The sequence below is a fragment of the Pseudohongiella sp. O18 genome, assembly GCF_021729085.1.
Lineage (GTDB): Bacteria > Pseudomonadota > Gammaproteobacteria > Pseudomonadales > Pseudohongiellaceae > Pseudohongiella.
Genome location: NZ_JAJSAR010000001.1, coordinates 753,722 through 769,448 on the forward strand (window position 1 = coordinate 753,722; position 15,727 = coordinate 769,448).

Genomic DNA, 15,727 nt, shown 5'->3' on the forward strand with positions numbered 1-15,727 from the left:
TGATTTCTCCTTTTCTCTGGGTTGCGGGGCTGTGCCTCGCGATTCAGGACGCCGTTACAGCGCCGTTTCAAATATGGCGAGCATACGGCTCCAGGCTCTCTCGGCCTGTTCCTGATGGTATACCGCCGAATCAATTACACACCAGCCATGCATGGCATCTTCGTATACTTCGATCTCTGCGGGCACATTTGCAGCAGCAAAGGCTTCGCGCAGCACTTCTTTGGATTGTGGATCACGTTCGTCGTCATTCTCGGCGACCGCAATGAGCATGTGAGCATCCATGTTTGGAATGCCCAGGTGCGGACTATCGGGATTGTCGGTAACAAGCCCTCCACCATGGAATGAACCGCCCGCGCCGATCCGGTCAGGCAAAGCGGCAGCCGTGCGCATGACAATCGGGCCGCCCATGCAGTATCCCATGGTGCCAATCTTGCGGCCGGTATCCACAGCAGACTGCTGATCGAGCCAGGCGACAAAGGTTTCTGCATCAGTAACGTGAGTACGTGCATTCAATTGACCTGCCATCGGCAGAACAATCTCGCGGATAGCCGGATCCTGAAAGCTCGCACCCTCGCCGACGACTGGCGACGGTGCGCTGCGATAGAAGGGGTTAACGACCAGTACGGAATAGCCCGACTGGGCCAGCCGTTTACCCATTGCACGGAAGGCTGGGCGCAGGCCCAGAATGTCAGGCCACATCAGGACCGCCGCGTGGCTGCCGCTGGACGGGTGGACAAAATAGCAGTCGGCCATACCATCAGGTGTTTCAATCATGACGTCAGATTCGGTTACGTCCTGAGCATTGAGTACCGGTGGCAGCATGGCAGCCAGCGCGGCGCCAGCAGTCAGTTTGCCAAATTGACGTCGGGACAACTGACCCTTTTTACGCATGAATAAAATATCGTCTTCGAGGGTATGCTGGTCACACATTATTTTTCTCCTGAGTTGGAAGGCCTGCACCGTGACGAACCAGACACATGCTAATGCAAAGCATTCAGCAGCGCAAAGCCCGCCGTAACGGGCGATGACGGTTAACTTGACGCACCGGCTCCAGGTGCCCATAGTTGAGTAAAACGCCGGTTTATTGCTGTATGCATGACCGGGTTAGATAAAAAGGAGTTTCATTGATGAAAAAACTACTGGTAGGACTGTTGGCATTGGCCGTGATTATCGGGGCAGGGATGATGCTGTTGGTCAGTAATCTGGACAGCATCGTCAAACGAGCGGTGGAAAGCGCAGGTACCGATGCGCTTGGTACGCCGGTACGACTGGAGTCGGTTGCCATCGACCTCCGCGCTGGCACCGCCAGCCTCTATGGGTTTTCGGTCGCCAATCCGCCTGGCTACAGCGACCAGGATATGATTCGTGTTGATGAGTTAAGTGTCGCGATCGATATTGCCAGCCTTAACAGTGATGTTATCCGGATCACCAGTATCCGCTCGGTCAACCCCTATGTGCTGTACGAGCTGCAGGGTACCCGCGGTAATCTCAATGCGATCATGGACCAGTTCCCGCCAGCGGCCGAAACACAGGAGCCCGCCGGCCCCCTGCCAGTGATTGCAATCGACGAAATCAGTGTTAATGGCATCCAGGGCTCATTGCAATCCGCCCAGGTCAACAGAGCCGTCGACATCAATCTGGGCAATGTCCTGGTGACCGGCGTTCAGGGCACACCGGATGAACTGGCCACACAGATTTCGCGACCGTTGATAGCTCAGTTGGCCCGCAATGCGGCGGCGGCGCTGAGCTCCGCGATTGCTTCAGGCGCACTGGAAGGAGAACTACAGCAGCGTGCTTCAGAAGCGGTCGACGATCTGCGATCGGAAGCCGCCGACCAACTGGAACAGGCGGAAGATGCGGTACGTAGCCTGCGAGACCGCCTGTTGAACAACAACTGATCTTCCGAGGCGGGGAGCCTGGCTCTCCGCCCTGTTACGCATAGGGGCATGGCGCTACTACTGGCGCGGTTTGGTTTTTGCAGTCGCGACAGCTGTGGCTGGATCCTCTGGCCAGGGATGTTTGGGGTAACGGCCTCTCAGGTCCTTGCGTACATCAAAATAGCTGGTCTGCCAGAAACCGGCGAGGTCCCGTGTCACCTGAACCGGGCGCCGCGCCGGAGACAGCAAATGAACCAGTAGCGGTACTCTGCCTGCCACGATGGCGGGCGTTTCGCCCTGACCGAACATCTCCTGAAGCTTGACTGCCAGTATCGGCTCGTCCCCACTGTAGTCGATGCTGATGTTCGATCCGCTTGGCACTTTGATGTGAGTGGGTGTTAACTTATTTAGAGCATCCTGTAGCGACCAGTCCAGGCTTTCCAGCAGTATTTTTCCCAATGGCAGACGATCTACCTGATCCAGCCGATGCAGGCCGACAACATGGGGCGCCAACCATTGCTCAAGGGATTCGAGCAAGAGAGTCTCTTCTACCTCTGGCCAGGGATCGCCCACTGTGTTGTGCAACAGTCTCAACCGGCCCAGTAACTGGCGGTCTGCATCCGACCAGCGCAGGAATCCTCGTCGGCGCAGCCCCTGCAGCAATGCATTTGCAACAGTGTCAGCAGGCAAAGAGCTGACGCTGACAGTGCCGGGCCGAGTCGCCAGGGTGAGTTCACGGTGGCCAAGCCTCAGGCGGCGACACTCGTTGGCTACCAGCCTCTCGGCTGACTCATCCCAGAATGCCTGCGGCACCCAGTGCATCGATTCAGGATACTGGTGGGCTAACGTCGCTTCAGGTAGCGAAACCGCACTGAATATTCGTGCATTGGATGGTTGTCCATCCAGCTCCAGAGCCAGTAGCAAAAGCGACTGGCTGAGAGGGTGCTGCTGCGGCAGACTGGCCTGGCCCCCGGAGAATAATTTGTATCGACCTTCACCCTGACTAAGAGCTATCCGGTCTGGATACGCCTGCAGCAGTAACATCGGCGCCACCGATTGCATGGTTGTCATATTGGGCTGAGGCAAGCTGATTCGCAGCCGCTGCGCCCATTGTCTGGCCGTCTGCTCCAGTCGCCGCTGCCGATGTCCAGCAGATTGACCAGCCTTGATCATCGCTGCCAGGGCGCCCAGCGCATCAGGTTCCGATGACTCTGGCCGTTCCTCCAGCCAGGACAGCAACCAGCAGGCGATCCCTTTACAGTCGAGACTGTCCTGTTTGTCAGCGAACTCCAGCAGGCGCGCAAGTCTTGGATGTGTCGGCCAGCGCGCACACTGCCTGCCCAGCGGGGTCAGTTGACTGGCATCCTGATGCTGCAGTAACTCGAGCATCTGCAATTGTTCCTGGCTGCTTCTGAAAGCGCCGGGAGGAGGGGGTGTCACCCAGTTCAGACTGTCTGGGTCGCCGGCACCCCAGCGGGCCAGTTCAAACACCAGTCCGGCGAGATCAGACTGCTGGATTTCAGGCTCTCGGTGCGAGGCCAATACCGTCTCCTCTGACCACAGCCGGTAACAGAATCCCGCCGCTTCACGCCCCGCGCGACCTCGGCGCTGGTCGGCACTGGCACGATTGACCAGTCGGGTAGTCAACCGTGTCAGACCACTGCGGGGCTGATAGATTGGCACTCGCTCGCGGCCGCTATCGACGACAATTCTTACACCGGGGACCGTCACACTGGATTCGGCAATCGCAGTAGATAGAATTATTCTTCTGCAGCTTTGGCGGCTGGCGCTTAATACTTCCTGTTGTTGGGCAAGCGGAAGCTGTCCGTACAAGGGGCTGACTTCGATTCCTTCAGCAAGCCTGCTGGCCAGCGCATTATGCAACTCGCGGATTTCGCGTTGACCAGGCAGGAACACCAAAATGTCGCCGTCATGCGCGGCCAGAGCTTCTATGATCACATTAGCCTGGTGCGTGACTGGTGGCGTTTGAAGTGAGGCATTGCGGTAGAAGGTTGTTACTGGCCATTGCCGTCCAGGGCACTCGATGAGTGGTGTCTCGGGGCCGAGCAGATCCAGCAGCGCTCGGGTGTCCAGCGTTGCCGACATGATCAGGATTTTCAGGTCCTCGCGCAGCACCTGTTGCGCTTCAATCATCAAGGTCAGTCCCAGATCCGCATCCAGGCTGCGCTCATGAAACTCATCAAAAATGACGCCAGTTACGTCGCTGAGGGTGGGGTCGTCCTGCAGCATGCGGATCAAAATGCCCTGGGTGACCACTTCCAGGCGTGTCTGGGAGCTGGTTTTGCTGTCGCCCCTGACGCGGTAGCCAACAGTGTTGCCGACGGATTCGCCGAGTTGATCTGCCAAAAACGCTGCAGCGAGCCGTGCCGCAACTCGACGCGGCTCCAGTAACAGCCATCGACCGCTAGGTGGTGTATCTTCCAGCAGAGCCAGTGGCACGCGAGTCGTCTTGCCCGCGCCGGGCTGCGCAACCAGCAGGCAATTTGCATTCGCTGCCACGGCTGACCGTAGCGCTGGCAGGACTGTTTCAATCGGCAGCGTGCCGGACATCAAATTCCCAGCCTTGCACCTGCGCCCAGCAAAGTGGCGATACCCAGTGCAGCGAAGATGATGGCCGCGACGATGTGTATGGCTCTCACGGGCAGGCGGTCAGCCAGCTTGTCGCCAACATAAACAGCAGGGATGTTGGCGATCATCATGCCCAGTGTGGTGCCCAGCACAACCCAGACGAGCGCTTCGTACTGCGCAGCCAGGGCAACGGTGGCGATTTGTGTCTTGTCACCTATCTCAGCCAGGAAAAAAGTGATGAAGGTAGTACCAAAAACGCCAAATGAAGTCGTTTTGGTTTTGGTATCTTCCAGAGAGTCCGGGATCAGCACCCATACCGCCATGGCAATAAATGACACACCGAGGACCCAACGCAATGCCTGGGGTTCCAGCAGCGCATTCAGCCAGCTGCCTATCAGTCCGGCGACACCATGATTGGCAAGCGTTGCCAGCAAAATTGCCAGAATGATGGGTGCCGGACGGCGAAAACGCGCTGCCAGCAGGAACGCCAGCAATTGAGTTCGATCACCGATTTCAGCCAGCGTCACCAGTCCGGTGGACACCAAAAACGCATCCATCAGGAGCGCTCGTTGAACATGGCGGTACGACCACCATCAACAACGATGTCCTGGCAGTTGATATAGCTGCCTTCATCGCTGGCCAGAAACAGAGCAGTGTAGGCAATGTCCTCCGGCAAGCCGGAACGCGGGGTCGGCGTTGCTTTGGCGAGATTGCCCTGCAGTTTGGCCATCTTGCCAGCGTTCTCATCATCACTCAGCGTTTCCGCGCGTGACGAGCCACCCCAGAAAATAGGTGTGGCAATTGCGCCGGGAGATATGGCATTGACGCGAATATTGTGAGGTCCCAGTTCCACGCCGGCCAACCGGGTCAGGTGAGATACGGCGGCCTTGGCGCCCGAGTAAAGATAGCCGCCCTGGTTGATTCGGTGAGCAGCGATGCTGGCATTGTTGATAATGCTGCCACCGCCGCTGGATTTCATGACCCGGGCTGCGTGTTTCATGCCAAAAGTGACACTGCCGACCAGCAGTCGCATCACGCGATCGAACTCCTCTTCTGTAACCGACTCGACTGAGCTGCGCTCGCCCGCACCTGCATTGTTAAACAGGCAGTCAAGCCGACCGAATTTTGCCAGGCAGGCATCTACCAATCCAGCCATCTCGCCCTCGCGGCTGACATCCACGGCATGGAACATGAACCGTGCGCCATATTGTTCCGTAAGACTTTCAACCAGCGCTTCTCCACGCTCTTTGCTGCGCCCGGCAATTACCAGTTGCGCACCGTGTGCCGCAAAAATCCGTGCAGTTGCTTCGCCGATGCCACTGGTAGCTCCAGTGATAATGGCGACTTTGTCTTGTAAACGACATGACATCGTGGTTTCCTTCTCAAGTATTCAGTCACGGGGCATTCTACTGGGTTATTTATGGATAGAAAACGTGCAGTACTTACCGTGTTTTTGATTGGATGGGTCGGTGCAGGGAGCGCTCTCGCGCAGCAGCCACCAATCGACCCAAACGATATAGAACCAAATGTGGTCGGAGTCAGGGACGAATCGGAGATTACCGAAGAGGAGGCAGAAAGTCCGGCCATCGTTGCCGTAGCAGAGTACCGCGACCCGCTGCAGCCACTCAATCGGGCTATCTTTGCGTTTAATGATGTTTCCTACCGGTATGTCATTACACCTGCCGCCAGAGCCTATCGCACTTCTGTACCGCCGCCAGTGCGGACCGGCATAGGCAATTTTTTCCATAACCTGAAAACACCAATTTATCTCGTCAATCATCTGCTGCAGGGAAAACCACGCGAAGCAGGCACGGATGTGGGCCGGTTTTTGATAAACACGACGATCGGCGTACTGGGGTTCATGGATCCGGCCACGACACGGTTCGAGCTTGAGAAAAGAACACCCAGTGCAGGTGATACGCTTGAGGGTTACGGCGCAGGCTACGGAATATACCTGGTGCTGCCATTTATCGGTCCTTCAAACCTGCGTGATGGTGGCGGGACCATGTTTGATTCGATGCTCAATCCCATTCAGTACACGATGGATAATCCAGAGGGGCTCGCAGTCAGAATCTTCGACAACTTCCAGCAGTACGCACCGTTTGCTGAGACCTATTTTGATATCAGGGATGAAAGCCAGGACCCATATATCTTTATGAGAAACCTACATCTTCAGGGATTGGAACGCGATGCAGCCTACGCAGAAGAGTGACAAGCCGACTGGCGGAATCAGGGACAGCATTGTCAATCTGATTATCGCGCAGCCTCTGCTGATCCTGTTTCTGTTTCTGGTGTTGGCCGGGGGGCTGGGATGGCAGGCGCAGAACTTCGAAATAGATGCGTCACCTGACACCCTGTTGACGCGTGACAACGAACTCTATCAGCAGACCCAGCAGGTCAATGAGCGCTACGCTCCGCAGGAATTTCTGCTTCTCACCTACGAACCACTGAATCATCAACTTTACTCGGACCAGACCTTTCACGACATCCTGGCAATAGCGGATGACATCATGGAATTGCCGCGCGTTGAATCGGTGCGACATATTCTGAACGTGCCGGTGTTCTCAGGTGTAGAAGGTGTCACGGAGCTTGATGCTGATCTGTCAGGGCTCTCCATCGATCCGGAAAACTACGACGCTGAGGCATTGCGGGACTCGTTCGACAATCATCCGATTTATACAAATCTACTGGTCAACGAAGATCAAACTGCCACGGCCATGCAGATTCTGTTTCGTGATGTCGAGGGGGAGTACAGCCAGCAGGAGCTGGAGCAGATGCGTGTCGATGAAGTCGATCGCATTCGTGAACTGACAGCTCCTTATGCCGAGCGTGCCAGCATCCATCTTGGTGGCGTACATGTGATCGCGTACCAGCTGATCAATATTATCAGCAGTGATCTCGTTGTCTTTGGCCTGGCTATCGCGGCAATGATCTGTGTGCTGCTGCTTATTCTGTTTCGCGGATTGCGCTGGGTAGTAATTCCGGTTATCTGCTGTGCCTGCAGTGTGTTGCCTACCATGGGTCTGTTTGCCTTGCTGGGCATCAAGGCCACGGTGATCTCTGCCAACTTTATTGCATTACAGCTGATCCTCACGCTGGCCATTGTCATCCACTTGATTGTTCAGTATCGGGAAGAAGCTAATGATGATAGCGGTGACCACAAGAATCGAATTCGTCGGACATTAAAGCACAAGATAGGTCCGTGCCTGTTTGCCGGGGTGACCACCTCAGTTGGTTTTGCTTCGCTGATCTTCAGCGACATACAACCGGTGATCAGTTTTGGCTGGATGATGATCATTGCGATGGGTTTCTCGATTCTGGCCAGCCTGGTGCTGTTTCCGGTGCTGGTCCTGTTGCTGCCGAGAGGCGAGATTCACGACGATTATCGCGGACTGACCGGCCTGGTTGGCGGTATGCGAAAGCTGGCGCTGGGCCAGCCAGTGCTCGTGTGTATTGCTGCCGCGTTGATACTGGCTGTCGGTATAGCTGGCGCGACACTGTTATCTGTGGAAAACAGTTTTATCAATTACTTTCGAACGTCAACACTGATCCACCAGGAGCTTGCATACATAGATCAGGACTTCGGCGGCACCACACCGCTGGATATCACCTACCAGATACAGGAAACGCCTGATAACCCTGATCTGATCATGTCTGCCGAAGCTTCGTTGACGCTGCAGCGCATTCATCAGGTCATGGAGAACTTTGAGGCGACAGGTCGCATTCTTTCGCCGGTCAATCTGACAGACCTGGCCCGTGAGGTAAATAATGATCGACCCATCACCGAGTATGAACTCACAGCGATCTACTGGCTGATGGAGGAGGAATTCCGAGAAGATCTGGTGGGTTCCTTTTTTAATGAGGAGCTACAGGAAGTCCGCTTCAATGTCTGGATACAGGACCTGACACCCGGACTGAATCGTGCGGAGTTTCTGGAACAGGTCAGGACGGATCTGGCGGATATTGGAGTGTCGGAAGACAGCTATCAGCTAACCAATCTGTTCATGCTATATCAGCAGATCATGCAGAAACTGTTCGATTCACAGATAAAGACCCTGGGGCTGGTATATATCGCCATTACCCTGATGTTTATGTTGATATTCCGATCCGTGAAGATCGCGCTGGTGGCAATTGTCCCAAATATTATTTCAACAGCAGCGATATTTGGTGTGATGGGGTGGGCAGGGCTGCCGCTGGACCTGATGACAATCACGATTGCGGCAATTGTAATGGGTATCGCCGTCGACGATACCATTCACTATATTCACCGTTATCTGGAAGAGCGAGAATCCAATGACGCCGAGGCAGCGATTGTTAATACGCATCGCAGTGTCGGCATGGCAGTGCTTTATACATCTGTATTGATTGCTGCTGGATTCTCGATGCTGGCGTTTTCGGATTTTGTGCCAAGCGTGATCTTTGGCCTGTTGACGGCGCTGGCCATGATCATGGCGCTGCTGGCGGATCTCTGCTTATTGCCAGTATTGCTGAAGAAATTTGTTTCTGCATAAAAAAGGCCTGGATCACCAGGCCTTTTTTCGATCATTTTGTCCGATCGTCGTTGCGGGCCATGTTGATATCAACGACCTGCATACGCGAGACTTAGCAGTCTGCGCCACCTACAGCCTCACAGGCTTCTTCTGCGGCGTCTTCAGTCGCGTCCATTACTTCTTCGGCGGCGTTATCAATGTTCTCGCCAGCCTCTTCTGCAGGACCGTCGCTGCATGCGGCAAGTGTCATAAATCCCATAAATGTAAAAATCAGTGCAATCAATCGCATAAATATTTCTCCTGGTTTACGTCCGTGATTTGATCAGTGTGTGAAAGCTCAGTATTGGCTGAGTGTCCATCACTACATGGGAGGTTTGCCTCGCACGGCTCTTGCGATCAGTGCGATCACAAACAGTACGATAAAGACAAAAAACAGGATCTCCGCAATCCCTACCGCAGCGCCAGCAATACCGGTGAATCCCAGCAGGCCAGCAATGATGGCGATGACAAGAAACGTTAACGCCCAACCCAACATGTTACTCCTCCTTCAGACACTAAGTCTTGAGTGATTATTCATGTGGTGCCATTCGATAATGACAAATTTCCCTTTCAATAGCAAAACGGCTGCAAAGCGTTATTATTCCATTGGCTTTCCGTCAGCGATGTGACACAGCGCTTTGCAGTGCCTGTTGCTGAGCCACGAGTGGAGCGACAATCTGGAATTCAATGAGGTCATATAATCGGCCAAGATGGCCGCGGCGAGTGTCGCCGGGAGTGCTGTCAGAGGTCGCCACAACAACCATGTCAAACATGGGCAGTACAAAAATCAGTTGACCTCCGAAACCCCATGCGAGGGGTACCTGCAGGCCAGCCATGTCCCGCAGCCACCAGCCGTAACCGTAAAAGCGGCCTTCGCCGCGCGGTGACTGGGCGTGGGCCTGAAAAGACTCCTGTACCCAGTCGCCAGGGACTACCTGCTGGCCGTCAAAACGTCCCTGGCTCAGATACATCAGGCCAAAAGCCAGCATGTCTCTCGGGCGCATCTCCATATCATTGCCGCCAAAATAAACGCCTTTGGGGTCCTGGCTCCAGTATGCCATCCGAAATCCGAGCGGATCAGCAAGATATCGCTGCGCAAACGCTTTTGCATTCAAGCCAGACGCACGCTCCAGAATTGCAGACAAAATATGAGTCGTGCCGGTGCTGTAAATCATGCGGCTGCCGGGTTCAGCGATCATGGGCATGCGCAAAGCAGCATCGACCCAGTCATCGGAGACAACCCAGCGCCCGTAGTTGCGGCCGCTGGTGCTGGTCAGTCCGGATTGCATAGTCAGCAGGTCTTCCACTGTGATCGACGCCACCGTCGGCGCCAGGTCGGTATTCACGTATTCGGGGAAGAACTCAATGATCGGCTGCTCAACACTGTCGATGAACCCTTCTTCAATAGCGATGCCGATTAATGCAGAGATCACACTTTTAGACGCGGACTTCATGTTGGCAGGCTGGCTGGCGCTGCGACCATTGAAGTAGCGCTCATAAATGGTTTCGCCGTGCTGATGGATGATCAGACTGTGCAGGCGTGGCAATTGCTCTGCAGAAGTCTCGACCGCTTCAAGGTTGAGTGTGTTCGCTGCTGAAGATTCTGTTAGCTGTGCCGATAAGATCTGGGGAAGGGCAGCGCTAAAAGTCAGCCATATGATGACCGCCATGGACCTAGCGTGGAACAAAGTGTCGTCCTCCTGCTTGTTGCGGGTGTTGAGAGAGCATTGCTGAATTGCATCATAAACAATTACAGCCATAAAAAAACGTCTGTCTGAGTCAAGTGATTTACCTGTTCAGACAGACGTCATCGCCCTTCTCTCACTGCAAGTACGCAAACTGGAGTGAGTCGGTTCATTAAACTGGGCTGCAGTTATCATGCCATAACAGAAGCACCCGGTAGAGCGTTCGCCAGATTCACGTAAATTGGGGTTTTTTCGACTGTTTCTTTATTCTTGACGGGGTGTAATAATACCTCGATAAAAAAATCCGCCCACTTTTGGTGCGCAGCCTTCGTGCTAGCGACCAAAACAGGGCCGTGTGGCTTGCCTATATTGATATGACCGAGTCCCAGAACAAAAGTTACAAAATATCTCCATGGACCGCCGAATTTCGGGATCCGGTGATCGAGCGGGATTACTGCCGCACGGTTGAGCGTGACAACGCGCGCTTCCTGCGCGTGGCACTGGTCATCTGGGGCACTTTGCTAATGGTGTTTGTCCCGCTCGAGTGGATCGCATTGGGGAACAGCACGGCATTTTATGTATTGTTCGCCATCAGACTATTGAATGTTACTGCATTGCTGACGCTGGCATTTTTGCTGAGAGCCAGACCACATTGGGTCAGCTGGGGCTGGCCGGTCACCATCGTCACGATTCTAGGCTATCTGTTGTTTTTCGCCTACATGCGCTATATACCGGACAGTGGACCACTGGGTCTGGCAGTGCTGATGCTGTTGCTGTTCAGCCTCTATGTCTTTGTGCCCAACCGCATTCCGCTGAACAACCTGATCGCTGTTGTTGGGATCAGCACCGTGATGGCGTCCTCAATTATGGCCGGACTCGACGCAGTCAGTTTACTCTACATGGCCATATTGCTGATCTGGCCGGCAGGAGTAGGCTATTTCACCGCGCTCCGGATCAGCACGGGCAATCGACGGGCATATCACCTGTTGCAACAGGCCGAACAGAGTAACTCAGAACTTCAGCGTGAAATCCGGCGGCGTCAGCAGTTGGAGAAGGAGCTAAAATGGCAGGCTCAAACTGATCCGCTGACAGGTCTGTTCAATCGTCGCCAGTATGAGCTGCTGTTCAATCAGGAGATGGCCAGTGCCCGGCGCAACAAAACGCCCCTGACACTGGGGCTGATTGACCTGGATCACTTTAAGGCCATCAATGACAAATATGGTCACGATCTGGGCGACCACGTACTTTGCCAGGTCGCCGATATTCTTCAGCAACCGCTGCGTGACTCGGATATTATCGGACGGTTCGGTGGTGAGGAATTTATCATCATTCTGCCCAGGACCGACGTGGATCAGGCGCGGGTCGTGGCTGAGCGTATGCGCCTTGCCCTCACAGAAACCATCATCAGCCATCAGGGGCAGACAGTAGTAGTCAGCGCGACATTCGCACTGGCGGAATTGACGCCGGAAGACAAAGATATCAACTCCGTAATCCGTCGAGCGGATGATGCTCTCTACGAGGGTAAAGACAGTGGCCGTAACTGTGTTGTCTGTGTGAGAGCTGCCTGACCCCGATGCGACTTGATAAGTATCTCAGTCAGGCCAGCGGTCTGTCCCGTTCGCAAGCCCGCGAGACTATCAAGAGCGGCGCGGTCAAGGTCAATGACCAGGCGGTTAAACGCGTTGATCATCAGCTTGCTGCAGATGCCATTGTGACCTGGGGTGAGGAACTGGTCTCACCAGGCTCTGCCCGCTACTTCATGCTGCACAAACCGCCCGGATATATCAGTGCCACGCGAGACAGCGATCATCCTGTTGTACTGGACCTGCTGGATGAATACCCGCGGGGATTGTCTGTGGCAGGGCGTCTGGACAAAGACACGACTGGTCTGGTGCTGATCAGTGACAACGGTGCCTGGGTGCATGCCATCATTTCACCGCGGCGTGATTGCGAAAAGGTGTACCAGGCGGAGCTCGATGCTGAAATTGATGACGAGATAGTCGCGGCCTTTGCGCAAGGAATGACCTTGCGCAATGAAGACAAACCCACCTTGCCTGCACAATTAAAAGTTCTTTCCGGCCGTCTGGTCGAAGTCAGAATTCGTGAGGGAAAATACCATCAGGTGAAGCGCATGTTTGCCGCTTGCGGAAGGAAAGTCCTGACATTGCATCGAACACAGATTGGTTCTATTGTGCTCGACCCGTCACTGGCGCCAGGGGACTACCGGGCGCTGACTGAGGAAGAAGTCAGAAGTATAGAAAAAGGCTGACGGTGAGCGGGTTGGACGCAACAGTCATTGGAAAAGGGCCGACCAGAGATCCACGGTGAGAAAAAAGGCCTGCAGGAAACCATACTATGAAAGATGCCAGTCTTGACCAGCTAATGCTGGTGCTCAGCAACGCCCTGCAAAACCGCGAACAGGTACTTTGGGTTGCCGATGAGAATCTGTCCCCTGAGGTCATGATGCAGCTTCGCTCTGATACTGCACTGACGGCGATGACCAATCGTATTGATGTGGCTGATAAGCTGAAGGGCCTGGGTGTTGCTGTTTGTGCGAGTGATTTTAATTTTGACGGTCTGGGAAACTTCGACCGAATTGTGTATCGACTGTCGAAAGAAAAAGCCATTGTGCATCACGTGATCAATCAGTCACTTCAGCACCTGACAGAGCAGGGCGTGCTGACGCTGATTGGTGGCAAGCAGGACGGTATAAAATCCATTGTAAAAAATGCATCGGACACTTATGGGTTGAATGCGAAGGCTAAAAAGCAGGGCATCACCTATGTCGCGGAGCTGCCGGCTCCGAATGTCGATGTCCCGGCGGACACAGCATTACCCGACAGCAACTACGCCAATCTGCGCCAGATCAGTGTGGGTGGCGAAAAGTTCTGGACCAAGCCGGGCATCTTCGGTTGGGATAAAGTGGATCGTGGCAGCCAGTTACTTGCTGAATCGCTGCCTGGCGTTTGCCAGTACATCAAATCAGTTGACAGCATCCTGGACCTGGGCTGCGGCTGGGGCTATCTGATGTTGCAGACTAAGTTTCTGGAGGCAGCCCGTCGAGTCGCCACCGATAACAATGTCGCGGCCGTGCTGTCCGCCGAGAAAAATTTTGCCGAAGCTGGCATGAAAGTTCTGAGTCTTGTCGATGATTGTGGTGCATCACTGCAGGAGCGGTTTGACCTGATTGTCTGCAATCCACCATTCCACCAGGGCTTCTCACAAGGGGAAGCCGTCACGCTGAAATTCCTGCAGGCAGCCAGGCGGCTGAGCCGTCGCAGCACGCGTGCGGTGTTTGTGGTCAATCAGTTTATCCCGCTGGACAGACTGGGTGCGCAGTACTTCTCCCGGATTCAGGCGGTGGCCAGCAACAATGGTTTTACGGTGTACGAGCTGCGCCCCTGAGCGATTCAGATATTCTGACAAAATGAACAAACATTTCAGACTGGTCGCTGTAGCTGGCGTCTAGCGTTTGATCAGGATCTGCATTAAAAGGATTTGATGACGAGTTGTCGTAGACAGTTTCTGCTGTCAGCACTGTGCCTGCCGGCAACAATTTCTCAGAGGCAGCCCGATAGTCCAGCTGCCAGTTGTAATTGAAATTGGCGACGTTTATCAGAGACTCCTGGCGCCCATCCGGATAGGTGGCTGTCAGGTTCATGCTTTTTCCGCGACTGTGGGCGTGCGGTGAATAACTTTCCAGTCGTGCATCCTGTGTCAGCGGCTCGGATCGAAGTGTTTCGATATGATTGGCGGCATTGGCTGGGATATTAAGTTCGGGCTTCTCCAGCATGATGGTTCGCAATTGCCGCGCGGGTGCTTCGTCGTGGAAATACAAACCAATCTGAGAGCGGTCAACTGTTTCACGGCCTGAGGTCAGATAACGCAATTTAAAAGCCAGGTCGCGATCAGCACTCAGCAGAAAGCCGGTGTCATCACCAAACTGGTCACTGTGTTCGCCAGGCACATAAACGCTGATGTACTGCGCATTGTCCCCGGAGATCAGGGCATCCGGATCTGCTTCTGTCACCGATTCTTCCACGGCATAAACCAACAGGCTGTGCAGCACACTGCGATCACCCACCTTGTAAGAGATGGCGCGAAGCCAGCGATCTTCAGTTAAATCCAGAGCAACTTTTTCTACCAGGAAGTCGACATTACCCGTGGCCGGTATCTGTTGTTCCGGGACATCCACAATCAGGTCCGGTTCGCCCAGAGGCCAGTCTTCCATCGGTGCAGGCGGAACAAGCAGCGGATCTTCGCTGCCATCATTGGGCGCACCACGGTCTATCCAGGCAATCAGCATGGCCATTTCGGCATCGCTGAGCTCATGGGTCTGCTGCCAGTTACCGACGGCATTATCGATCTGTCCTGGCGGCATACGACGCGTGATCAGCACTTCTCGCATCATCGGGCTCCACCCCATCACCATGATATGGCGATTCATCGCCCAGGGCGCCAATCCGTTTTCAATGTGGCAGTAAGCACACCGTTGTTGCAACAGGGGCGCAATGTCGTCCTGGTAGGAAATACCACGTTCGTCCAATGCGGCAAGAAAGTGAAAGTCGATGGCCGTTCCCTGCTCAGGAGCCTCGAATCCGGTAATGGCGGCATCCTTGAAATCGACGGATGCGGGGTCCAGCGTGACCAGCTCTCCCAGTCGGGTGAAGCCGAGCGTGCCAGCAACCGTCTGTGAGCCGTCGATCAGCACGGGCAGGTTTCCGGGCGACTCAGCCTGATTACGAATTTCGTCGGCGGAGTCGGAAGCGTTCAGCAGCAGGCAGGCCAACTGTGAGGGTTCAGCCTGATCGCAGGCGTTGGCAAACTGCCGGGCCGCGGCGAGGGATTCAGCATCTTGATACGAGAATGTAAGCACGGCGACAGTCTCCACATTCCTGTACCGGTACAGGTGATGGAACTGGCCGTGCTGGTCAATCAGTCCAAAGTCTGCGGCGCTGGCGCGCGGGCTGGCGGCCAGCAGCAGAGTGGTAACTACAACTGTGATCAGGGCGAATCGCATGGCAGAAAAATCGTTATTGTTGTGTCT

At 54.7% G+C, this 15,727-nt stretch carries 14 protein-coding genes; 6 read left to right on the top strand and 8 right to left on the bottom strand.

Going from position 1 to position 15,727, the window contains the following annotated elements; translation table 11 throughout:
• Positions 1-54: 54 nt before the first annotated feature.
• Entirely contained in the window at positions 55-930 is an 876-nt protein-coding gene (locus LVD14_RS03370; protein ID WP_237132617.1) for a dienelactone hydrolase family protein, read from the bottom strand.
• Between the two features lie 197 nt (positions 931-1,127).
• Here LVD14_RS03370 and LVD14_RS03375 point away from each other — a divergent pair, with 197 nt between their 5' ends.
• Positions 1,128-1,898, top strand: coding sequence for a hypothetical protein (locus LVD14_RS03375; RefSeq protein ID WP_237132618.1), 771 nt, complete (start codon positions 1,128-1,130; stop codon positions 1,896-1,898).
• A 57-nt stretch (positions 1,899-1,955) separates the two neighbouring features.
• On the opposite strand, the gene hrpB is transcribed toward LVD14_RS03375, so the two are convergent.
• From hrpB to LVD14_RS03390, 3 genes are read right to left on the bottom strand one after another with little or no spacing between them, the layout of a single operon-like run.
• Positions 1,956-4,448 carry an ATP-dependent helicase HrpB gene (gene hrpB, locus LVD14_RS03380; RefSeq protein WP_237132619.1) on the bottom strand — a complete coding sequence of 831 codons (2,493 nt, stop codon included), beginning with the start codon at positions 4,446-4,448 and terminating at the stop codon, positions 1,956-1,958.
• On the bottom strand, positions 4,448-5,026 hold the full coding sequence (locus tag LVD14_RS03385) for a TMEM165/GDT1 family protein (protein WP_411268264.1): 579 nt from the start codon (positions 5,024-5,026) through the stop codon (positions 4,448-4,450). Before LVD14_RS03385 ends, hrpB begins: the two co-directional genes overlap by 1 nt.
• Positions 5,023-5,835, bottom strand: a complete 813-nt coding sequence (locus LVD14_RS03390) for an SDR family NAD(P)-dependent oxidoreductase (RefSeq protein WP_237132621.1) — start codon at positions 5,833-5,835, stop codon at positions 5,023-5,025. Before LVD14_RS03390 ends, LVD14_RS03385 begins: the two co-directional genes overlap by 4 nt.
• A gap of 51 nt (positions 5,836-5,886) precedes the next feature.
• Here LVD14_RS03390 and LVD14_RS03395 point away from each other — a divergent pair, with 51 nt between their 5' ends.
• Positions 5,887-6,678 (top strand): VacJ family lipoprotein, encoded by a 792-nt coding sequence (locus LVD14_RS03395; protein ID WP_237132622.1) that lies wholly within the window; start codon positions 5,887-5,889, stop codon positions 6,676-6,678.
• Complete coding sequence (locus LVD14_RS03400; protein ID WP_237132623.1) at positions 6,656-8,977, top strand: efflux RND transporter permease subunit; 2,322 nt, start codon at positions 6,656-6,658, stop codon at positions 8,975-8,977. The genes LVD14_RS03395 and LVD14_RS03400 overlap by 23 nt, the downstream gene beginning before the upstream one ends.
• A 91-nt stretch (positions 8,978-9,068) precedes the next feature.
• Here the strand turns inward: LVD14_RS03400 and LVD14_RS03405 are convergent, their stop codons facing one another.
• From LVD14_RS03405 to LVD14_RS03415, 3 genes are all read right to left on the bottom strand, one after another.
• Positions 9,069-9,245, bottom strand: coding sequence for a hypothetical protein (locus LVD14_RS03405; protein ID WP_237132624.1), 177 nt, complete (start codon positions 9,243-9,245; stop codon positions 9,069-9,071).
• A 72-nt stretch (positions 9,246-9,317) separates the two neighbouring features.
• On the bottom strand, positions 9,318-9,491 hold the full coding sequence (locus LVD14_RS03410) for a DUF1328 domain-containing protein (protein WP_237132625.1): 174 nt from the start codon (positions 9,489-9,491) through the stop codon (positions 9,318-9,320).
• 121 nt (positions 9,492-9,612) lie between these two features.
• A complete protein-coding gene (locus LVD14_RS03415; protein WP_237132626.1) occupies positions 9,613-10,755 on the bottom strand; it encodes a serine hydrolase domain-containing protein in 1,143 nt (380 codons plus the stop codon).
• 299 nt (positions 10,756-11,054) lie between these two features.
• On the opposite strand from LVD14_RS03415, the gene LVD14_RS03420 reads away from it, so the two are divergent.
• The 3 genes from LVD14_RS03420 to LVD14_RS03430 all read left to right on the top strand — a co-directional run bounded on the left by LVD14_RS03420 (position 11,055) and on the right by LVD14_RS03430 (position 14,085).
• Positions 11,055-12,248 carry a GGDEF domain-containing protein gene (locus LVD14_RS03420; RefSeq protein ID WP_237132627.1) on the top strand — a complete coding sequence of 398 codons (1,194 nt, stop codon included), beginning with the start codon at positions 11,055-11,057 and terminating at the stop codon, positions 12,246-12,248.
• Positions 12,249-12,253: 5 nt separating this feature from the next.
• On the top strand, positions 12,254-12,949 hold the full coding sequence (locus tag LVD14_RS03425; RefSeq protein ID WP_237132628.1) for a pseudouridine synthase: 696 nt from the start codon (positions 12,254-12,256) through the stop codon (positions 12,947-12,949).
• An 86-nt stretch (positions 12,950-13,035) separates the two neighbouring features.
• On the top strand, positions 13,036-14,085 hold the full coding sequence (locus LVD14_RS03430) for a methyltransferase (protein WP_237132629.1): 1,050 nt from the start codon (positions 13,036-13,038) through the stop codon (positions 14,083-14,085).
• Here the strand turns inward: LVD14_RS03430 and LVD14_RS03435 are convergent.
• Positions 14,060-15,700: a hypothetical protein gene (locus LVD14_RS03435; protein ID WP_237132630.1), complete on the bottom strand. Its 1,641-nt coding sequence runs from the start codon at positions 15,698-15,700 to the stop codon at positions 14,060-14,062. The genes LVD14_RS03430 and LVD14_RS03435 overlap by 26 nt on opposite strands.
• Positions 15,701-15,727: the final 27 nt, after the last annotated feature.